General features: G+C 58.9%; 21 protein-coding genes and 1 tRNA gene. 7 read left to right on the forward strand and 15 right to left on the reverse strand.

Annotated elements, in window-relative coordinates; translation table 11 throughout:
* Window positions 1–38 precede the first annotated feature (38 nt).
* The 7 genes from ACYZTM_RS08225 (at window position 39) to ACYZTM_RS08255 (ending at window position 9,136) form a co-directional block, all read left to right on the forward strand.
* Window positions 39–1,547 (forward strand): sigma-54-dependent transcriptional regulator, encoded by a 1,509-nt coding sequence (locus tag ACYZTM_RS08225; RefSeq protein WP_131059790.1) that lies wholly within the window; start codon window positions 39–41, stop codon window positions 1,545–1,547.
* A 442-nt stretch (window positions 1,548–1,989) separates the two neighbouring features.
* Window positions 1,990–2,373, forward strand: coding sequence for a glycine cleavage system protein GcvH (gcvH, locus tag ACYZTM_RS08230; RefSeq protein WP_131059791.1), 384 nt, complete (start codon window positions 1,990–1,992; stop codon window positions 2,371–2,373).
* Between the two features lie 11 nt (window positions 2,374–2,384).
* On the forward strand, window positions 2,385–5,237 hold the full coding sequence (gcvP, locus tag ACYZTM_RS08235; RefSeq protein WP_461988062.1) for an aminomethyl-transferring glycine dehydrogenase: 2,853 nt from the start codon (window positions 2,385–2,387) through the stop codon (window positions 5,235–5,237).
* Between the two features lie 159 nt (window positions 5,238–5,396).
* Window positions 5,397–6,773, forward strand: coding sequence for an L-serine ammonia-lyase (locus tag ACYZTM_RS08240; protein WP_461988064.1), 1,377 nt, complete (start codon window positions 5,397–5,399; stop codon window positions 6,771–6,773).
* Between the two features lie 38 nt (window positions 6,774–6,811).
* A complete protein-coding gene (gene gcvT / locus ACYZTM_RS08245; protein WP_461988066.1) occupies window positions 6,812–7,936 on the forward strand; it encodes a glycine cleavage system aminomethyltransferase GcvT in 1,125 nt (374 codons plus the stop codon).
* A gap of 403 nt (window positions 7,937–8,339) precedes the next feature.
* Window positions 8,340–8,552, forward strand: coding sequence for a cold-shock protein (locus ACYZTM_RS08250; RefSeq protein ID WP_002552288.1), 213 nt, complete (start codon window positions 8,340–8,342; stop codon window positions 8,550–8,552).
* Between the two features lie 95 nt (window positions 8,553–8,647).
* Window positions 8,648–9,136, forward strand: a complete 489-nt coding sequence (locus ACYZTM_RS08255; RefSeq protein WP_131059795.1) for an RDD family protein — start codon at window positions 8,648–8,650, stop codon at window positions 9,134–9,136.
* A 135-nt stretch (window positions 9,137–9,271) separates the two neighbouring features.
* Here ACYZTM_RS08255 and nadA read toward each other — a convergent pair whose 3' ends face one another.
* The 15 genes from nadA to ACYZTM_RS08330 form a co-directional block, all read right to left on the reverse strand.
* Window positions 9,272–10,330 (reverse strand): quinolinate synthase NadA, encoded by a 1,059-nt coding sequence (nadA, locus tag ACYZTM_RS08260; RefSeq protein WP_131059796.1) that lies wholly within the window; start codon window positions 10,328–10,330, stop codon window positions 9,272–9,274.
* Between the two features lie 272 nt (window positions 10,331–10,602).
* Window positions 10,603–10,678: transfer RNA gene (locus ACYZTM_RS08265), tRNA-Lys, on the reverse strand.
* Window positions 10,679–10,741: 63 nt separating this feature from the next.
* The gene (queC, locus tag ACYZTM_RS08270) at window positions 10,742–11,434 is read right to left on the reverse strand and encodes a 7-cyano-7-deazaguanine synthase QueC (protein ID WP_131059797.1); all 693 of its coding nucleotides are present in this window, start codon (window positions 11,432–11,434) and stop codon (window positions 10,742–10,744) included.
* Between the two features lies 1 nt (window position 11,435).
* The gene (gene queE, locus ACYZTM_RS08275) at window positions 11,436–12,083 is read right to left on the reverse strand and encodes a 7-carboxy-7-deazaguanine synthase QueE (protein ID WP_131059798.1); all 648 of its coding nucleotides are present in this window, start codon (window positions 12,081–12,083) and stop codon (window positions 11,436–11,438) included.
* 166 nt (window positions 12,084–12,249) lie between these two features.
* Window positions 12,250–13,095: a tol-pal system protein YbgF gene (gene ybgF, locus ACYZTM_RS08280; RefSeq protein ID WP_131059799.1), complete on the reverse strand. Its 846-nt coding sequence runs from the start codon at window positions 13,093–13,095 to the stop codon at window positions 12,250–12,252.
* 6 nt (window positions 13,096–13,101) lie between these two features.
* Window positions 13,102–13,599 (reverse strand): peptidoglycan-associated lipoprotein Pal, encoded by a 498-nt coding sequence (gene pal / locus ACYZTM_RS08285; protein WP_131059800.1) that lies wholly within the window; start codon window positions 13,597–13,599, stop codon window positions 13,102–13,104.
* A 52-nt stretch (window positions 13,600–13,651) separates the two neighbouring features.
* Window positions 13,652–14,920, reverse strand: a complete 1,269-nt coding sequence (gene tolB, locus ACYZTM_RS08290) for a Tol-Pal system beta propeller repeat protein TolB (RefSeq protein WP_218568837.1) — start codon at window positions 14,918–14,920, stop codon at window positions 13,652–13,654.
* A 29-nt stretch (window positions 14,921–14,949) separates the two neighbouring features.
* Window positions 14,950–16,029 carry a cell envelope integrity protein TolA gene (gene tolA, locus ACYZTM_RS08295; RefSeq protein WP_131059802.1) on the reverse strand — a complete coding sequence of 360 codons (1,080 nt, stop codon included), beginning with the start codon at window positions 16,027–16,029 and terminating at the stop codon, window positions 14,950–14,952.
* Complete coding sequence (gene tolR, locus ACYZTM_RS08300; protein ID WP_161807482.1) at window positions 16,029–16,481, reverse strand: protein TolR; 453 nt, start codon at window positions 16,479–16,481, stop codon at window positions 16,029–16,031. Before tolR ends, tolA begins: the two co-directional genes overlap by 1 nt.
* A 23-nt stretch (window positions 16,482–16,504) precedes the next feature.
* Window positions 16,505–17,200, reverse strand: a complete 696-nt coding sequence (tolQ, locus tag ACYZTM_RS08305; protein ID WP_008147369.1) for a protein TolQ — start codon at window positions 17,198–17,200, stop codon at window positions 16,505–16,507.
* Entirely contained in the window at window positions 17,190–17,657 is a 468-nt protein-coding gene (ybgC, locus tag ACYZTM_RS08310; protein ID WP_131059803.1) for a tol-pal system-associated acyl-CoA thioesterase, read from the reverse strand. Before ybgC ends, tolQ begins: the two co-directional genes overlap by 11 nt.
* 127 nt (window positions 17,658–17,784) lie before the next feature.
* On the reverse strand, window positions 17,785–18,846 hold the full coding sequence (ruvB, locus tag ACYZTM_RS08315; RefSeq protein WP_131059804.1) for a Holliday junction branch migration DNA helicase RuvB: 1,062 nt from the start codon (window positions 18,844–18,846) through the stop codon (window positions 17,785–17,787).
* On the reverse strand, window positions 18,847–19,461 hold the full coding sequence (gene ruvA / locus ACYZTM_RS08320; protein WP_461988072.1) for a Holliday junction branch migration protein RuvA: 615 nt from the start codon (window positions 19,459–19,461) through the stop codon (window positions 18,847–18,849).
* A gap of 114 nt (window positions 19,462–19,575) precedes the next feature.
* Window positions 19,576–20,100: a crossover junction endodeoxyribonuclease RuvC gene (gene ruvC, locus ACYZTM_RS08325; protein ID WP_131059806.1), complete on the reverse strand. Its 525-nt coding sequence runs from the start codon at window positions 20,098–20,100 to the stop codon at window positions 19,576–19,578.
* A gap of 135 nt (window positions 20,101–20,235) precedes the next feature.
* Window positions 20,236–20,982, reverse strand: a complete 747-nt coding sequence (locus ACYZTM_RS08330; protein ID WP_056741401.1) for a YebC/PmpR family DNA-binding transcriptional regulator — start codon at window positions 20,980–20,982, stop codon at window positions 20,236–20,238.
* Window positions 20,983–21,090: the final 108 nt, after the last annotated feature.

Consider the following 21,090-nt stretch of genomic DNA (forward strand, 5'->3'; position numbering starts at 1 on the left):
TTGCCACCCTCCGCACGTCAGATTAAAAAAACCGCCCCATGCGTATCCACGTCAGCTTCATCGACCGCGTCGGCATCACCCAGGAAGTCCTGGCCCTGCTCGGTGGGCGTAATCTCAATCTGGATGCGGTGGAAATGGTCCCGCCCAACGTTTACATCGATGCCCCGACCCTGAGCCCGGAAGTGCTCGAAGAGCTGCGGGACGCGTTGCTCAGCGTGCGTGGCGTGCAAGCGATGACGGTGGTCGACATCCTTCCCGGGCAACGTCGGCACTTGCAGCTCGATGCGCTGCTCGCCGCCATGACCGACCCGGTGCTGGCCCTAGACAGCGACGGCAAGGTGTTGCTGGCCAACCCGGCGTTGATCGCTTTGTATGGTCGTGAACCGGCCGGTGAAAGCGTCGCCGACCTGTTTGCCGACCCGGCGTTGCTCGGCGCACTGCTGGAACACGGCTTTCGCCTGCCGCTGCGCGAGATCACCGTCAACGGCCAGACCCTGCTGCTGGACGCCACCCCGATCACCGACGCTGGCGCCCTGCTGACCCTGTATCAACCGAACCGCATCGGTGAGCGCCTCTCGGCGCTGCACCACGACCATGCCGAAGGGTTCGACGCGCTGCTGGGCGAGTCCCCGGCGATTCGTACGCTCAAGGCACGCGCACAGCGTGTGGCGGCACTGGATGCACCGTTGTTGATCCAGGGCGAAACCGGCACTGGCAAAGAGCTGGTGGCGCGGGCCTGCCACGCCATCAGCGCCCGACACAGTTCACCGTTCCTGGCACTGAATTGCGCGGCATTGCCGGAGAACCTCGCCGAAAGCGAACTGTTCGGCTACGCCCCCGGCGCCTTCACCGGCGCACAACGGGGCGGAAAACCAGGGCTGATGGAACTGGCGAACCAGGGCACGGTATTTCTCGACGAGATCGGCGAGATGTCGCCGTACTTGCAGGCGAAGTTGCTGAGGTTTCTCAACGACGGCAGCTTCCGTCGGGTCGGTGGTGATCGCGAAGTGAAGGTCAACGTACGGATCCTCAGCGCGACTCACCGCAATCTGGAAAAAATGGTCAGCGAAGGTTCGTTCCGCGAAGACTTGTTCTATCGCCTCAACGTCCTGAATGTCGAAGTCCCGCCCCTGCGCGAACGCGGCCAGGACATCCTGTTGCTGGCGCGCTATTTCATGCAGCAAGCCTGCGCGCAGATCCAGCGCCCGGTCTGTCGCCTGGCGCCGGGCACTTATCCTGCGCTGCTGGGTAACCGCTGGCCGGGCAACGTGCGGCAATTGCAGAACGTGATCTTCCGCGCGGCGGCGATCTGCGAAAGCAGCCTGGTCGACATCGGCGACCTCGACATCGCCGGCACTTCCGTGGCGCGCCAGAGTGACAGCGATGTCGACAGCCTGGAGCAGGCGATGGAAGAGTTCGAAAAGACTTTGCTGGAAAAACTCTACGTCAGCTACCCCTCGACACGGCAACTGGCCAGTCGATTGCAAACTTCCCACACCGCGATTGCCCATCGGTTGCGCAAGTACGGCATTCCCAACAAGCCCTGAAATCGCCCAAACACACCGTGACCCCTGTGGGAGCCAGCCTGCTGGCGATTGCGGTGTGGCAGGCAAAAAAGATGTCGACTGACAGAACCTAATCGCCAGCAGGGCTGGCTCCCACAGGTTTTGTATCCGGCTTGAAAACCTGCTTAAAAACGACCTCCATCTGTACTGAAAGCGCTACAGCGGAACGATATCGATACACCCTCTCCTGATCACCGCTGTGCAAGGCTTTGATCCACCTACGCTTTTTTCTTCGCTTTCAGGTGTAGCGATTTCGCTACACCCACAGAATCCCCCTCTTCAGAAATACACCTCAAGGCATTGATTTATAAAGAATAAATTACATTGGCCGCGATCTTGCTTAGTTGCCACCTATAAAGCAGGGCTTTAGCCCAAGCATTCAATCGCGTCCACCAGACGAGTCTGGCCCCCCTTAGGAGTTTCCATGAGCGAGTTGCGTTTTACTGAAGATCACGAATGGCTGCGCACTGAAGCTGACGGCAGCGTCACTGTCGGCATCACTGCTTTCGCACAGAACGCTCTGGGCGACGTGGTTTTCGTACAACTGCCTGAGCTGCAGTCCTACGATAAAGGCGCTGAAGCCGCCACCGTGGAATCGGTAAAAGCCGCCAGCGGCGTGTACATGCCACTCGACGGTGAAGTGCTGGAAGTAAACCCGGCACTCGACAGCAGCCCTGAACTGGTCAACGAAGACCCGATGGGCGAAGGCTGGTTCTTCCGCTTCCAGCCAAGCGACACCTCGGCTGTCGCCAAACTGCTGGATCAGGACGCCTACGACCGTCTGATCAAAGCCAACGCAGAAGCCTGAGGAGCGCTGACATGACTCAAGTAAACCTGACAACCGCCAACGAATTCATCGCCCGCCACATCGGCCCGCGTTCCGGCGACGAGCAAGCCATGCTCAACAGCCTCGGTTTTGATTCGCTGGAAGCCCTGAGCGCCAGCGTCATTCCCGACAGCATCAAAGGCACCAGCGTCCTCGGCCTCGAAGACGGCCTGAGCGAAGCTGATGCCCTGGCGTTGATCAAATCCATCGCCGGCAAAAACCAGCTATTCAAGACTTACATCGGCCAGGGCTACTACGGCACGCACACGCCGTCGCCGATCCTGCGCAACTTGCTGGAAAACCCGGCCTGGTACACCGCCTACACCCCGTACCAGCCGGAAATTTCCCAAGGTCGTCTTGAAGCGCTGCTGAACTTCCAGACACTGATCAGCGACCTGACCGGCCTGCCAATCGCCAACGCCTCGCTGCTGGATGAAGCCACCGCCGCCGCCGAAGCCATGACCTTCTGCAAACGCCTGAGCAAGAACAAGGGCAGCCACGCGTTTTTCGCCTCCAGCCATTGCCACCCGCAAACCCTCGACGTGCTGCGCACCCGTGCCGAGCCGTTGGGCATCGACGTTGTCGTGGGTGACGAGCTTGAACTGACTGACGTGACGCCGTTCTTCGGCGCCCTGCTGCAATACCCGGCGAGCAACGGTGACGTCTTTGATTACCGCGAACTGACCGAACGCTTCCACGCCGCCAACGCGCTGGTCGCGGTGGCCGCCGACCTGCTGGCCCTGACCGTGCTGACCCCTCCGGGCGAATTCGGCGCCGACGTCGCCATCGGCAGCGCGCAACGTTTCGGCGTGCCGCTGGGCTTCGGCGGCCCGCACGCGGCGTATTTCTCCACCAAGGATGCGTTCAAGCGCGACATGCCGGGCCGTCTGGTCGGTGTCTCCGTCGACCGTTTCGGCAAGCCGGCCCTGCGCCTGGCGATGCAAACCCGCGAGCAACATATCCGCCGTGAGAAAGCCACCAGCAACATCTGCACCGCGCAAGTGCTGCTGGCCAACATCGCCAGCATGTACGCCGTGTACCACGGCCCGAAAGGCCTGACGCAGATCGCCAACCGCGTGCATCACCTGACCGCCATTCTGGCCCAAGGCCTGAAAGCAATCGGTCTGAACGTAGAGCAAGAAAGCTTCTTCGACACCCTGACGATCAAGACCGGAGCTAACACCGCCAAGCTGCACGACAACGCTCACGCCCAGCAGATCAACCTGCGCGTCGTCGATGCCGAACGTCTGGGTCTGTCCCTCGACGAAACCACGTCGCAAGCTGACGTGGAAAACCTGTGGACGCTGTTGGCCGACGGCAAAGCGCTGCCGGACTTCGCCGCCCTCGCCGCCTCCGTGGTCAGTACCCTCCCGGCCGCGCTGGTTCGCCAGTCGCCAATCCTCAGCCACCCGGTGTTCAACCGTTACCACTCGGAAACCGAGCTGATGCGCTACCTGCGCAAGCTCGCCGACAAGGACCTGGCGCTGGACCGCACCATGATCCCGCTGGGTTCGTGCACCATGAAACTCAACGCCGCCAGCGAAATGATCCCGGTGACCTGGGCCGAATTCGGTGCCCTGCACCCGTTCGCCCCGGCCGAGCAAAGCGCCGGTTATCAGCAACTGACCGACGAACTGGAGGCAATGCTCTGCGCTGCCACCGGTTACGACGCGATCTCGCTGCAACCGAACGCCGGTTCGCAGGGTGAATACGCTGGTCTGCTGGCGATCCGCGCCTATCACCAGAGCCGTGGCGAAGACCGTCGCGACATCTGCCTGATCCCGTCGTCCGCCCACGGCACCAACCCGGCCACCGCCAACATGGCCGGCATGCGCGTGGTCGTCACGGCTTGCGATGCCCGTGGCAACGTCGACATCGAAGACCTGCGCGCCAAGGCCATCGAGCACCGCGAACACCTCGCGGCATTGATGATCACCTATCCGTCGACCCACGGCGTGTTCGAAGAAGGCATCCGCGACATCTGCGGCATCATTCATGACAACGGCGGCCAGGTGTACATCGACGGCGCCAACATGAACGCGATGGTCGGCCTCTGCGCCCCGGGCAAATTCGGCGGCGACGTGAGCCACCTGAACCTGCACAAAACCTTCTGCATCCCCCACGGCGGTGGCGGCCCGGGCGTCGGCCCGATTGGCGTCAAGTCGCACCTGACGCCGTTCCTGCCGGGCCACGCCCAGATGGAACGCAAGGAAGGCGCGGTCTGCGCGGCACCGTTCGGCAGCGCAAGCATTTTGCCGATCACCTGGATGTACATTCGAATGATGGGTGGCGCGGGTCTGAAACGTGCTTCGCAACTGGCGATCCTCAATGCCAACTACATTTCCCGTCGCCTCGAAGAGCACTATCCCGTGCTGTACACCGGCAGCAACGGCCTGGTGGCGCACGAATGCATCCTCGATTTGCGTCCGTTGAAAGACAGCAGCGGCATCAGCGTCGATGACGTCGCCAAGCGCCTGATTGACTTCGGCTTCCACGCCCCGACCATGTCGTTCCCGGTCGCCGGCACGCTGATGATCGAGCCGACCGAAAGCGAATCCAAGGAAGAACTGGACCGCTTCTGCGACGCCATGATCCGCATCCGCGAAGAAATCCGCGCGGTGGAAAACGGCACGCTGGACAAGGACGACAACCCACTGAAAAACGCTCCGCACACCGCTGCGGAAATCGTTGGCGAGTGGACGCATCCGTACAGCCGTGAACAAGCGGTTTACCCGGTCGCGTCTTTGATCGAAGGCAAGTACTGGCCACCGGTCGGTCGTGTCGACAACGTGTTTGGTGATCGCAACCTGGTTTGCGCTTGCCCATCGATCGAAAGCTACGCTTGATCTATAGGGGGCGGGTTACTCGCCCCCATCAGGACACCATGACCTGTAGGAGCGAGGCTTGCCCGCGAAGCTTTTAGCGGCCGTGATGGCCTCTTCGCGGGCAAGCCTCGCTCCTACGGGTTCAGGGTGCGCCTCATAACAAGAAACCGGAGAACAACCATGTCGTTAAGCGTGTTCGACCTGTTCAAGATTGGCATCGGCCCCTCCAGTTCCCACACCGTCGGCCCGATGCGCGCAGCCGCGCGTTTCGCTGAAGGGCTGCGCCGTGAAGGGCTGCTGGCGGCAACCACCTGCGTCAAAGTCGAGCTCTACGGCTCGCTCGGCGCCACCGGCAAAGGCCACGGCAGCGACAAAGCCGTGTTGCTCGGCCTGGAAGGCGAACACCCGGACACCGTGAACACCGAAACCGTCGCCGCCCGTCTCTTAGAGATTCGCGGCAATGGTCGCTTGAACCTGCTCGGCGAACACAGCATTGCGTTCAACGAGAAAGAACATTTGGCGATGATCCGCAAACCGTTGCCCTATCACCCCAACGGCATGATCTTTCGCGCGTTCGATGCTGCCGGCTTGCAGATTCGCAGCCGCGAGTACTATTCGGTCGGCGGCGGATTCGTGGTCGATGAAGACGCCGCCGGCGCCGACCGCATTGTTGAAGACGCCACGCCGCTGACCTTCCCGTTCAAAAGCGCCAAGGACCTGCTCGGTCATTGCGCCACCTACGGCTTGTCCATCAGCCAGGTGATGCTGACCAACGAAAGTGCGTGGCGCCCGGAAGCGGAAACCCGCGCCGGCCTGCTGAATATCTGGCAAGTGATGCAGGACTGCGTGGCTGCCGGTTGCCGCAATGAAGGGATCTTGCCTGGCGGTTTGAAGGTCAAACGTCGGGCCGCCGCTTTGCATCGGCAACTGTGCAAGAACCCGGAATCATCATTGCGCGATCCGCTGTCCGTGCTGGACTGGGTCAACCTGTACGCCCTGGCGGTCAACGAAGAAAACGCCAACGGCGGACGCGTCGTCACTGCGCCCACTAACGGTGCCGCGGGGATCGTCCCGGCGGTGCTCCATTACTACATGCGCTTCATCCCCGGCGCCAACGAAGACGGCGTCGTACGCTTTCTGCTGACCGCCGCCGCGATCGGCATTCTCTATAAAGAAAACGCCTCGATCTCCGGCGCTGAAGTCGGGTGTCAGGGCGAAGTCGGCGTGGCCTGTTCCATGGCGGCCGGCGCCTTGTGCGAAGTACTCGGCGGCAGCGTGCAGCAAGTGGAAAACGCTGCCGAAATCGGCATGGAACACAACCTCGGCCTGACCTGCGACCCGATTGGCGGGCTGGTGCAAGTGCCTTGCATCGAGCGCAACGCCATGGGGTCGGTGAAAGCCATCAATGCGGTGCGCATGGCCCTGCGCGGCGACGGTCAGCACTTCGTCTCACTCGACAAGGTTATCCGCACCATGCGCCAGACCGGCGCCGACATGAAAAGCAAATACAAGGAAACCGCCCGTGGCGGTTTGGCGGTCAACATTATCGAGTGCTAATGCTCACGCGCATCCGCACACTTTTTCAGGAGCTGAATATGTCCACCGAACAATTGCTGAAAACCCCGCTGCACGTACTGCACATCGAACTCGGCGCGCGCATGGTGCCGTTCGCCGGCTATGACATGCCGGTGCAATACCCGCTGGGCGTGATGAAAGAACACCAGCACACCCGTGATCAGGCCGGGCTGTTCGATGTCTCGCACATGGGCCAGATCCGTCTGACCGGCGCCAATGCCGCCAAGGCCTTGGAGACATTGGTGCCGGTGGACATCATCGACCTGCCGGTGGGCATGCAGCGCTATGCGATGTTCACCAACGAAACCGGTGGCATCCTCGACGACCTGATGGTCGCCAACCTGGGTAACGATGAGCTGTTCCTGGTGGTCAACGCCGCGTGCAAGGATCAAGACCTCGCGCACCTGCAAAAGCACATTGGCGACCAGTGTACGATCGAGCCGCTGTTCGAAGAACGCGCGCTACTGGCCCTGCAAGGTCCGGCCGCAGTCACCGTGCTCGCGCGCCTGGCGCCCGAAGTGGCGAAGATGACCTTCATGCAGTTCACCCGCGTGAAACTGGTGGGTGTCGAGTGCTTTGTCAGCCGTTCGGGCTACACCGGTGAAGACGGTTTCGAAATTTCCGTACCGGCTGCCAACGCCGAAGCCCTGGCTCGCGCCCTGCTGGCCGAACCAGAAGTGGCGGCCATCGGCCTTGGCGCTCGCGATTCGCTGCGCCTCGAAGCCGGCCTGTGCCTTTACGGCCACGACATGAACACCGAGACCACCCCGATCGAAGCCAGTCTGCTGTGGGCCATCTCCAAGCCACGTCGTGCCGATGGCGCACGGGCCGGCGGCTTCCCTGGCGCCGAGACTGTGTTCGCTCAACAACAAGCCGGCGTCAGCCGCAAGCGTGTGGGCCTGCTGCCTCAGGAACGCACACCGGTGCGTGAAGGCGCAGAAATCGTCAACGAAGCGGGCGACATCATCGGTGCCGTTTGCAGCGGTGGTTTCGGCCCGACCCTCGGCGCGCCATTGGCCATGGGTTACCTCGACAGCGCTTACATCGCGATCGACACCCCCGTATGGGCGATTGTTCGTGGGAAAAAGGTGCCTTTGCTTGTAAGCAAAATGCCATTTGTTGCGCAACGCTACTATCGCGGTTGATTGACTGTTTCTATAAGTAACGCGGTTGCGTTAACAGTGCACTAATGTGTAACGCAACCGCCATAAAATAGTGCATACCTTATCGGCAAGCTTCGAATATGAACGTTGCTTATAACGTTCGAAAACAATTGAACAACCCTATCGAATAAGCCAGCACTAGTGGACACACTACTGCCATAAACCTGAGCAAAACCGGGCCTCTCACGGGGCTTGTTTTTTCTCCCGTAGTTGGCGTAGAGTTTGTTCACTGTGTTTGCATGGGTCGCCTGGAATCGTGACCTGGGCAGTAGCCTACAAGTTAGCTACATCCCGTTCGACGTCTTCTTACTCTCCTGCAACCAGCCCCAGTACTCTTTCATGAGAAGGAGACTGTCATTAATTTTAGCGTCAAAGGAAATAAGAAATGGCTGATCGTCAGAGCGGTACCGTCAAGTGGTTTAACGACGAGAAAGGTTTTGGTTTTATCACTCCAGAAAGCGGTCCGGATCTGTTCGTGCATTTCCGCGCTATTCAGGGCAACGGCTTCAAGAGCCTGAAAGAAGGCCAAAAAGTGACGTTCGTCGCTGTGCAAGGCCAGAAAGGCATGCAGGCTGACGAAGTACAAGCAGAAGCCTAATCTTCTGTAACGAAAAAGCCCCTGATGCTGACATCAGGGGCTTTTTTGTGCGCGTAAATCCGTAAAATGGCTTCTTTTTCCGCCCAGAGGCTGCCATGTCGAAACACCTGCTCAAACCCGAGGGCGAATTCCCCGCCGCCACCCTGGGTCGTCGTCTGGCAGCGATGTTCTATGACTTTCTGTTGTGTATTGCTCTGTTGATCGTCACCAGCGGCCTCTACAAGATGATCCAGATGGCGATCATCGGCGAAGACAAAATGCGCACGTTGACCGAAGCCGGTGCGCTGGATGGAGATCCGCTGCTGTCGACTGTGCTGCTGTTTGTGCTGTTCGGTTTCTTTGCCAAGTTCTGGACCTGGTCCGGTCAGACCCTGGGCATGCAGGTGTGGTGCATTCGCGTGCAGAACGCTGATGGCTCGTCGATCAGCTTGTGGCAAGCGTTGCTGCGCTTTGTGGTGTCAATCGCGTCGCTGTTGTGCGTTGGGCTTGGGTTCATCTGGTCGCTGTTCGATAAACAGAAACGCAGCTGGCATGACATCTACTCCGATACCCAGCTGGTACGGATTCCGAAGAAAACCAAATAATCCAGCCATACACAAATCAATGTGGGAGCGGGCTTGCTCGCGAAAGCGGTGTGTCAGACAACATCAATGTCGACTGATACACCCTCTTCGCGAGCAAGCCCGCTCCCACAGGTTTTGCGACTTAACGGGTAGATTTCAGGCGTTGCCGACTAACTTCATCCGCGCCGCCTGGGTGAAATCGAGCATGCGCTTCAACGGCCGAATCGCCTGCGGGATCAACGCCGGATCCACAAAGATCTCGTTCGTCCCTTCCTTCAAGCACTTCAGCGTGCGCTCAAGGGTGTTCATCGCCATCCACGGACAATGTGCGCAACTGCGGCACGCTGCGCCGTTGCCGGCCGTTGGGGCTTCGATGAAGACTTTGTCCGGGCACAGCTGCTGCATCTTGTAGAAGATGCCGCGATCGGTGGCCACGATCAGGGTCTTGTTTGGCAGGCTCTGTGCTGCCGCAATCAACTGACTGGTGGAACCGACGGCATCCGCCAGTTCGATTACCGAGGTCGGCGACTCCGGGTGCACCAGAATTGCTGCATCCGGGTACAGCGCCTTCATGTCTTCGAGCTGCTTGGACTTGAACTCCTCGTGAACGATGCAGGCACCGTCCCACAGCAGCATGTCCGCGCCGGTTTGGCGCTGGATGTAGGTGCCCAGGTGCTTGTCCGGGCCCCAGATGATGGTTTCGCCGTTATCCATCAGGCTTTCGACGATCTCCAGCGCGCAGCTGGACGTCACTACCCAATCCGCACGGGCTTTGACCGCCGCCGAGGTGTTGGCATACACCACCACCGTACGCTCCGGATGTTGATCGCAGAACGCCGAGAACTCATCCACCGGGCAACCCAGGTCCAGTGAGCAAGTCGCTTCCAGGGTCGGCATCAGAATGCGTTTTTCAGGATTAAGGATTTTGGCGGTTTCGCCCATGAATTTCACACCGGCGACCAGCACGGTCTTGGCCGGGTGAGCACTGCCGAAGCGGGCCATCTCCAGCGAGTCGGAGACGCATCCACCGGTTTCTTCGGCCAGGGCCTGAATCACCGGATCGCAATAGAAGTGAGCAACCAGCACCGCGTCCTGAGCCTTGAGCTCGGCAGCGATGGCGGCACGGTAAAAAGCTTCCTCCTCGACGGTCAGCGGCTTGGGCTGCTTGGCATCGAGGTGGGCTTGAACCAGAAGGCGTTCGGAAATCTGCGTCATGTTCGCAAGACCTGCAGGCGCTTTCGCGCGAAAGTCGAGTATACACCCGGCTCCGGACCCTACAGGGTACCGCCGGGAAAGTGAGTATCATCAGGCACGGACAGCGTTGAAGATGCGCAAGGCTACAGAATATCCGAGGGATGCAAAAGATGATTCTGACCTGCGTCACGCGGTGCAGCCCCGCGTTGAGCCGAGCTCAAATCGTGGGCAAAAAAAAATCCGGAAATCCTCACTTGCGTGGGCCTTCCAGACTTTTAAAACTGCTACAAAAATGGTGGGTCGTGTGGGATTCGAACCTACGACCAATTGGTTAAAAGCCAACTGCTCTACCAACTGAGCTAACGACCCGCTGTGTGGTGGCGCGTATAATACTGATTTTTAAGGACTATTCAACACCTAATTTGAAATAAATCAAAAATAAGGGGTTGGGTCGCTCACGCCGGCCGCTGCAAAGCCTTCTGCACGCAGTCGGCAGCTGTCGCATTTGCCGCATGCGTAGCCTTTATCGTCGGCCTGATAGCAAGAAACGGTCAGCCCATAATCGACCCCCAGCTTCACGCCGGCCTGGACGATCTGCGCCTTGCTGAGGTTCTGCAGTGGCGCCTGGATACGGAAGCCATTGCCCTCTACACCGGCCTTCGTCGCCAGATTGGCCATGCGCTCGAAGGACTCGATGAACTCAGGACGGCAGTCCGGGTATCCGGAGTAATCCACCGCGTTAACGCCGATAAAGATGTCACGCGCGCCGAGCACTTCAGCCCAACCCAGCGCCAGGGACAGAAACACTGTGTTGCGTGCTGGCACGTAAGTCACCGGAATACCTTCGCCCGCCTCTTCCGGCACGTCGATGCTGGTGTCGGTCAGTGCCGAACCGCCGATACCGTTGAGGTTCAGGCCGATCACCTTGTGTTCCACCACACCCAAATCCCGGGCGACACGTTCGGCTGCGTGCAGTTCGGCGTGAGAGCGCTGACCGTAATCGAAGCTCATGGTGTAGCAGCTGTAGCCTTCTGCGCGGGCCATGGCCACGACCGTCGCGGAGTCAAGCCCGCCGGACAGCAGGATGACCGCACGTTTTTCAGCAGTGTTCAGTTGTTCAGTCATCTCAGCGCCCCGGCTCGTCATTCCAAAGATATTTATGCAGCTGCAATTGCAGTCGCACTGGCAGGTTGTCCGCTACCACCCAGTCAGCCAGGTCCCGCGCATTCAGGTCATGGTGGCTTGGCGAGAACAGCACTTCGCCGGCACGCTTGTCGAGGCCGTACTGAATCAGCTTGGACACGGCCCAGTCGTAGTCTTCCCGCGAACAGATGACAAACTTAACCTGGTCGTTGGGCGTAAGCAGTTCGATGTTCTCGTAGCGGTTGCGATGTGCTTCTTTCGAACCCGGGGTTTTCAGGTCGACGACGCGACTGACCCGTGGATCGACCGCCGAGATGTCGAGCGCGCCGCTGGTTTCGAGCGACACTTCGTAACCGGCGTCACACAACTGCTTGAGCAATGGGATGGCGTTGGGTTGTGCCAGCGGCTCGCCACCGGTAACACACACGTAACGCGGACGGAAACCGGCCACTTGCTCGAGGATATCGTCGAGCGGGCGAACGGTGCCGCCGGTGAACGCGTAGGCGCTGTCGCAATATTGGCAACGCAACGGGCAACCGGTCAGGCGCACAAAAACAGTGGGCAGCCCGGCAGTCCGCGTTTCACCCTGCAACGAGTAGAAAACTTCGGTGATTCTCAATGTGTCTTGCATAGTCGCCACGGGCATAACAGCTAAACAGGCTGTCCGCCTCCGTCAGGCACTTCAAGGAACCCCGCCACCGCGCAGATCCCAAAAAGCGTGTTTCATAAAAAGGGCGTGAATTCTAACGAAAAAACCCGCGACAGGCGCGGGTTTCTTCAAAACGAGTCAAGCAGCCTTACATTTTCTGCAGATCACGCTGAGCCAGCTGAGCAGCGGAGGTACCCGGATATTGGGACACGACCTGTTGCAGAATGCCTTTGACCTTGTCGGTGTGACCGAGGCGGCGCTCTACGTCAGCCAGCTTGTACAGCGAATCAGGCACTTTGGGATGCTTGGGGTACAGCTGCGAAACCTTGGCAAAAGCCTGACCCGCACCTTGCAGATCGCCTTTGGCCAGATTCACTTCGCCCAACCAGTACTGGGCATTGCCCGCGTATTGGCTGTTCGGGTACTTGCGCAGGAATGCGGCAAAAGCCTGGCTGGCCTTGTCGAAATCCTTGGCTTTGATCAGGTCGAAGGCTGCATCGTAATACAGTTTTTCCTTCGCTGGATCAGCCGGCTCGCCACCCGCGGCAGGTGCTTGAGCGACTGCCGTTCCTGCTGCCGCTCCTGCGCCTGCTGCTGCACCGGGGGCATTCAAACTGCCACCGGTGGAAGAATTTTCAGGAGTCGCGGCTGGTGCAACGCCGGTTCCTATGCGCCGATCAAGATCCTGATATCGCTCCAGGTTCTCTTGCTTCATGCGCGCTACATCATTTTGCAGAACTTCGATGATGCCTTGTTGGCGCGAGATCTGCTCCTGCATGGATTGCAGTTGGTTGAACAGCTCGCCCTGTGCCGAGACAGGGGCCGAAACCCCTCCCCCGGCATAGGCGCCGTTCGTACCGTAACCCGCAGGCGGATAACTAGTCCCGCTATTGTTATAGCCGGAGTCGTTATCGACCACAGGAACCGCAGCCCACACCGCAAGCGGTGCGAGGCTGAGAGCCAAAACAGTTACAGCACGACGGCACGTTCGCATGACGAATTACTTACGCAGTTCGACGCGACGGTTTTGAGCCCAGGACTGCTCGTCGTTGCCGGTAGCAACTGCACGCTCTTCGCCGTAGGAAACCAGTTCCAGCTGAGCTGGGGAAACACCTTGCAGTACCAGGTAACGCTGAACGGCTTTCGCACGACGCTCGCCCAGTGCCATGTTGTACTCACGAGTACCACGTTCGTCGGTGTTGCCTTCCAGAACAACGCGAGCGCCGTTTGCTTTCAGGTCTTTGGCGTGAATGTCCAGGGAGCGCATGGCTTCTGGCTTCAGGTCCGAGCTGTCGTATTCGAAGTAGAAGGTGGTGATTGCGCGCAGAGCAGCTTCTTCGCTCAGGGAGCCGTCAACAGCACCAGTGTTAGCGCCGTAACCAGCGTTTGGATCAACAGCGCCTTCACCGGCGTTGTCGCCGCCTTTGGACGAGCAACCTACAGCTACAGCCATGGCCAGAGCCAGCGCAGCAAATTTACCAAACTTCAGCATTTCCATCGTGAAACTCCTAATGAACCCCAGTGTGTTAAGTACAACGTGTAGCGCCGCGTCAGTTCAGGTAAGGGGACCAGGAAGGTTCTCTGACTTCGCCTTGTGCGGTAGGAAGCGGGAGCCTTACGCGTCCATTAATGGACACGAGCATCAAGACTCCCCGGCCCTGCTGGCGGGTGGCGTAGATTACCATGGTGCCGTTGGGCGCAACAGTAGGTGACTCGTCCAGAGTGCTATCAGTGAGGATCTTTACACTACCTCGCTGCAAATCCTGGGCCGCCACCTTGAAATTAGTGAAGCCATCCTGGCGGTGGATCATCACCAGGGTCTTTTCATCAGCCGAAAGTTTAGGGTTGGCGTTGTAGTTACCAATGAAGGTCACACGCTCCGCACCGCCACCACCGACGCTGGTTTTGTAGATCTGTGGCTTGCCGCCACGGTCGGAGGTGAAGTAGATGGTCGAACCATCCTTACCCCAGAACGGTTCGGTGTTGATACCAGGACCATTGGTGACGCGAGTGATCTGACGCGACCCCAGGTTCATCACATAGATGTCCGGGTTACCGTCTTTCGACAGTACGAATGCCAGGCGATTGCCATCCGGCGACCAGGCTGGCGCGCCATTCAGGCCTTCGAAGTTGGTGATCTGCTCACGGCGACCGGTGTCGATGTTCTGCATGAAAATACGCGGACGCTTCTGCTCGAACGAGACGTAAGCGATGCGCTTGCCATCCGGTGCGAAACGCGGCGACAGGATCGGCTCGCGCGATTGCAGCAGGGTCACGGCACGGGCACCGTCATAGTCCGAACGTTGCAGCGTGTAGCGAGTGTTCTTCTCGGAAAAACGCTCGGCCGTCACGTACAACAGACGAGTCGAGAACGCACCTTTGATACCGGTAAGTTTTTCGAACGACTGGTCGGCGATGTAGTGCGACATGTCGCGCAGTTGATCGACGCTGCCCGACACGCTGCCGGTCAGCACTTGCTGCTCGGTGGCGACGTTGAACAGAGCGTATTGAACCTGCAGGCGACCGCCCGCTGGAACGATGCTGCCGACCATAATGTACTGAGCGTTGATAGCCTTCCAGTCGCGGAAAATGATTTCGCTGGCCTGGCTCGGCTGGCTGATCATGTTCTGCTTTGCAATCGGCGCGTAGTAACCCGAGTTGCGCAGGTCGTTGCCGATGATCTCGGCCATGTCGTCCGGCAGCACGGTGCCACCCTGGAAACCGAATGGCACTACGGCAATTGGAGTTGCCTGGGAGCTACCACTGCTGACCAGGATATTTTTTTCATCTGCGGTGGCCAGTCCTGCAAAGCAGAACATGACAACAAGCAGTCCTCGAAGAAGGTTTCTCACAAGGCTAGATCCTCAGGTGTGAATGTCATCTTGAATGAACGATAGGGTGCGAAATCAGCTGGCTTCAGACCCTGCATTTCGGTCAATCGACCAATATTTTTTACCGCCGCTACCGCTGAACTGTCGAACGGTACATCACCGCTGGATTTGGCAACCGATACGCCGGAGATTGTTCCATCAGGCAGCATGTTGATTTGCAGGATCACTTTCATGCCCTTGCGGGCCGACGGTGGCTGCGCCCAACCTTCAGAAGCGCGCGAGCGAATCAGATCGTCGAAGTTACCCGCGACTTCATCACCCTGTTCATCCGCCAAGGCCTGCTGACGCTCCGTCGTGTCGGAAAGCAAATCTGCCAGGGCCTGAGCCTTTTTCTCATCGACAGATTTACGTGCCGCTTCCTGCGATTTCTTCTTTGCAGCATCGGCAGCAGCTTTCTTCTTCGCGTCTTCGGCGACTTTCTTCTTCGCCTCTTCAGCTTCAGATTTCTTCTTGGCGTCTTCCGCGGCTTTCTTCTTCGCGTCTTCGACAATCTTTTTCTTTGCTTCTTCAGCGGCCGCTTTCTTGGCCTCTTCTTCAGCAGCTTTTTTGGCTTCTTCTTCAGATTTCTTCTTGGCTATATCAGCCAATTGTTTCTCTTCGACCTTTTTGGCTTCGGCAGTCTTCTTCGCTTCATCGGCTTTCTTGGCTTCATCAGCCTTTTTTGCCTCGTCCGCTTTCTTCGTCTCGTCGGCCTTCTTGGATTCTTCGGCTTTTTGAGCCGCATCTTCCTTCTTTTGTTCCGCGGCCTTGATCGCTTCCTGTTCGATCTTTTTCTGTTCCATCTGTTCGACTTCGGTCTGACGCGCGGCGGATTTCTTCGCTTCACCCGCAATCTTCTGATTGGTCTGGGTGGTCGCCTGACTTTTCGATTTCAGCTGGTACAAGGTCGCCTGGACAATCGGCTTGGCCGGCGGCAGCTCCGGTGTGAAGGCGAAACTGACGAACAGCATGCCGAACACCAGCACGTGCAAGACAATCGCCAGGACACTAGGCCAGAAGTAGCTTTCCGAGGCGGACGGCTCTCGCATTTGCTGCATCAGGGTGCCTCGGTAATCAAGCCAACATTACCGACCCCGGCTTTCTGCAACCCGCCCATGGCGCCCATCACGGAACCGTAATCGACGGTCTTGTCGCCGCGGATGAACACCTGGGTACGCTTGCCGCCTTCAGTCCCGGCGCGAATGATCTTGGTCACCGCGTCAGTCATTTGCGGCAAGGTCATGGCCTTGTCCTGCTGTTTTTCGGTGTCGACTTCGCTGCCAAGGTTCCAGTAATAGGTCTTGTCAGCCTTGATCGAAATGGTCAGGACCTGGGTGTTGTTGTCCTGCGGCAAGGCTTCGCTGGAAACCTTGGGCAGATCAACTTTCACGCCCTGATTGAGCATCGGAGCGGTCACCATGAAGATGACCAGCAGCACCAGCATCACGTCGATGTAAGGCACCACGTTCATCTCGGCAACCGGCTTGCGCTTTTTGCGAGCTCGAGCGATTAAAGCCATTGGAAATTACCTGCTTATTCTTCGCTGGTGTGCACTTTGCGGTGCAGGATCGCCTGGAATTCATCGGCGAAGGTGTAGTAACGGCCCAGCAGGGTCTCACTGCGAGCAGCAAAACGGTTGTAAGCGATAACGGCCGGGATGGCCGCGAACAGGCCGATCGCGGTGGCGATCAGTGCTTCGGCGATACCCGGAGCCACAGTGGCCAGGGTCGCTTGCTGGGCAGTGGCCAGGCCACGGAAGGAGTTCATGATCCCCCAGACGGTACCGAACAGACCGATGTACGGGCTGACGGAACCAACGGTGGCAAGGAACGGCAGACTCTGCTCGAGCTTTTCTTCTTCACGGGAAATGGCGACGCGCATGGCACGGGCCACGCCTTCCATGACCGCTTCCGGGTCAACGCCAGGCTGCTGACGCAGACGGGAGAATTCCTTGAAACCGGCACGGAAGATCTGCTCGACGCCCGAATCCGGATCAGGGTTGCTGCCGGCCTGACGGTAGAGTTTGGACAGGTCGATACCCGACCAGAAGCGCTCTTCAAAGCTCTCCAGGGCACGTCGACCGGCGCGCAGCAGGTTGCTGCGCTGAAAGATCATGATCCATGAGGTCACCGATGCGGCTACCAGGATCAGCATTACCAGTTGCACCACGATACTGGCATTGCTGACCAGGCTCCACATGGAGGAATGGTCGACGACGTTAGCTTCCACGCTTTATCTCCTGCTTTGAGTGTGTACCCGCGCCGCTCACGTCGGCAAAGGCCGCACGTAGAGCTTCGGGAATGGCCCGGGGTTTTAAACTGTTAGTGCGCACACAGGCCACCAGAAACTGCCCTTCGCAGAGCAGCACATTATCCGTAGCTCGCCTGACCTGCTGTTTAAAGCGCAGGCTGACACGGTTCAATTCGATTACTTCAGCGCTTACCAGCAGCTCGTCGTCCAGTCGCGCCGGCGCGTGGTAACGCGCTTCGCTGGAATGCACGACGAACAACAGGTCCTCCCCTGCAAGCGCCGATTGGGCAAAGCCCAGCTCCCGGAGCCGCTCGGTTCGAGCCCGTTCCATAAACTTGAGGTAATTAACGTAATACACGATGCCACCCGCATCGGTGTCCTCGTAATAAACGCGACAACGAAGTGCGAAAGGCTCAAGCCCGTTTTGCGCGCGCATACTCTAGTGCTTACTCCTCAGGTTGCCAATCCGGCCAGGCAACTGTTTTTCATTGATTCACGGCTTTCTGGCGAAAGTACGGTCCTAGGACCGCACAAACTCCGAAAAAATCAGCGCGCAAAGGTTATTAATCGTCCACGGCATCGAGGAACTCGTCTACCACGGGCATCTCGCCCATACGTGTCGGAATGTTTAAACCGAAGTGCAGGTACGCATGCCGCGTCACCACCCGCCCCCGGGGTGTGCGCATGATGTAGCCCTGCTGGATCAGGTACGGCTCCAGCACGTCTTCAATGGTGTGGCGCTCTTCACTGATGGCTGCGGCGAGGCTGTCGACCCCGACCGGCCCGCCATCGAACTTCTCGATCATGGTCAACAACAGACGTCGATCCTGGTGATCGAAGCCACGTTCGTCGACATCCAGCAGGTTCAAGGCCAGGTCGGCGATCGGTTTGGTGATGTGGCCCTTGGCGCGAACTTCGGCGAAATCCCGAACCCGGCGTAGCAAGCGGTTGGCAATTCGCGGTGTACCACGGGCACGGCGGGCGATTTCGAAGGCGCCTTCCGGGTCCAGCGGCAAGCCGAGGATATCCGCCGAACGACTGACAATCGTTGCCAGGTCAGCGGTGTTGTAGAACTCCAGGCGCTGGACGATCCCGAAACGGTCGCGCAGCGGATTGGTCAACATCCCGGCCCGCGTCGTCGCGCCGACCAAGGTGAACGGCGGCAGATCAAGCTTGATCGAACGCGCGGCCGGCCCTTCACCGATCATGATGTCGAGCTGGAAATCTTCCATGGCCGGGTACAGCACCTCTTCGACGATAGGCGACAGCCGATGGATTTCATCGATGAACAGCACGTCGTGAGGCTCAAGATTGGTCAACAGTGCGGCCAGATCACCCGGACGCTCAAGAACCGGCCCGGAAGTGCTTTTGATCGACACGCCCATTTCCTGGGCAATGATGTTGGCCAAAGTGGTCTTGCCCAGACCCGGCGGGCCGAAAATCAGCGTGTGGTCCAGGGACTCGTTACGCCCGCGAGCCGCCTGGATGAACAACTCCATTTGTTCGCGAACGGTCGGCTGGCCAATGTATTCGGCCAGGCTGACAGGACGAATCGCCCGGTCCTGGACTTCCTCGCGGTCGCGAGGGCCAGGCGTGGCGGTAATCAGTCGATCAGCTTCAATCACTTAGATCATTCCCTTCAGGGCACGACGAATCATGTCTTCACTGCTCAAACCTTTCTCCTTGATCGCGGAAATCGCCTTGCTGGCTTCCTGCGGCTTGTAGCCCAGGGAAACCAGCGCGCTGACCGCATCATTTTCGGCGGTGGCGACCGGAGCCGCATCCGGCACACCCGGCTGGTTCGGCACCAGGGCGAACATTGCCGGCACGGTTTCCCAAGCCTTGAAGCGGTCCTTGAGTTCCACCAGCAAGCGCTCGGCCGTCTTTTTGCCCACGCCCGGCACCTTGGTCAGCGCCGAGGTGTCCTGGGACTGCACGCAACGCACCAGCTCATCCACTTCCAGGCTCGACATCAACGCCAGGGCCAATTTCGGCCCTACACCATTGAGACGGATCAACTCGCGAAAAAAGTCTCGCTCACGCTTGCCGAAGAAGCCATAGAGTAACTGCGCGTCTTCGCGTACGACCAAATGGGTGTGCAAGGTCAGCGGTTCACCGACCGACGGCAAGCGATACAGCGTGGTCATGGGCACTTCCAGCTCATACCCCAGACCGTTTACATCCAGAATCAGGTGCGGCGGCTGTTTCTCAGCCAGTGTGCCGCGCAAGCGTCCAATCACGTTTCAGATCCTTGAGCGTTGGCCAGATCAATGACTGGCGACTGACAGAACAAGGGTTTGCGCCGGCAACACAGGCGCAAAACCCTCATTCCCTAAAAATGACTGCTGATGCTATCAGAGACGCAGGCGCCCGCCACGACTGCGTGCCGTTCCCAGGCCATGGGGCAACAGGCTGGAACGGGTATGAGCATGACAAATGGCGATGGCCAGGGCATCCGAAGCATCGATTTGCGGCTTGCTGGTCAATTTCAGCATGTGCATGACCATCATCTGCACCTGCTCTTTATTGGCGGCGCCGGTGCCGGTAACGGCTTGTTTGACCTGGGTCGCGGTGTATTCAGCGATCTCCAGGCTTTCTTCGGCACCCGCGACAATCGCGGCGCCCCGGGCCTGACCGAGCTTGAGGGCAGAGTCGGCATTGCGCGCCATAAAGACTTTTTCAATGCCCATGGTCACCGGCCCGTAGGTCTGGATGACTTCGCGCACACCGCGATAGACGATTTGCAGACGCTCATGCAACTCGCCGGTCCCCGTGCGAATGCAGCCCGACGCCACGTACACGCAGCCACGCCCGGTATCACGTACCACGCCATAACCGGTGATGCGCGAACCGGGGTCGATACCAAGAATTAAAGTCATAACGCCTGCGGGTCTGGTAAGAGCACGATATTCAATACAGCGAATAACAAATGTGGGAGCAGGCTTGTCGGGTCGCCGCATCGCAGCGATGCGGCGACCCGACAAGCCTGCTCCCACATTGGATCTTACTCGCCCTTAACCCAGCTGTGCGGCCACCGACTCTGGAATGTCCGCGTTGGAGTAGACGTTCTGCACGTCATCCAGGTCTTCGAGCATGTCGATCAGCTTGAGCACCTTCTCGGCGCCTTCCAGATCCAGTTCGGCGCTGGTGGTGGGCAGCATCACGATTTCCGCGTCATCGCCTTTGAAACCCGCTGCTTCCAGCGCGTTACGCACGGAGTAGAAGCCGGCGAACGAGGTGAACACGTCAATCGAGCCGTCTTCATGAGTGACCACGTCATCGGCGTCGGCTTCCATGGCCGCTTCCATCAGCGCATCTTCATCAACGCCCGGCGCAAAGGAAATCTGCCCCTTGCGTTCGAACAGATACGCCACCGAACCGTCGGTGCCGAGGTTGCCGCCGCACTTGCTGAACGCATGGCGAACAGCAGCTGCGGTGCGGTTACGGTTGTCGGTCATGCACTCGACCATCACCGCCACGCCGCCCGGGCCGTAGCCTTCGTAGCTTAGCTCGACCATGTCGTCGGTATCGGCAGCACCGGCACCGCGGGCAACTGCGCGATCAATGATGTCGCGACTCATGTTCGCGCCAAGGGCCTTGTCCAGCGCCAGACGCAAGCGTGGGTTGGAACCCGGATCACCGCCACCCTGACGGGCAGCAACGGTCAGTTCACGAATCCACTTGGTGAAAATCTTGCCCTTCTTGGCATCCTGACGTTCTTTGCGGTGCTTGATGTTCGCCCACTTGGAATGACCCGCCATATCTCGCTCCGAATTCTCTTTGAAACATTGCCCGCCGCGCACGCTGTGTCGGCCAGCAACAAAAAATCTCGACCTAAAGGAAAGGCGCATCCCGGAAGGATGCGCCTT

It is taken from the genome of Pseudomonas sp. MDT2-39-1 (assembly GCF_054898085.1).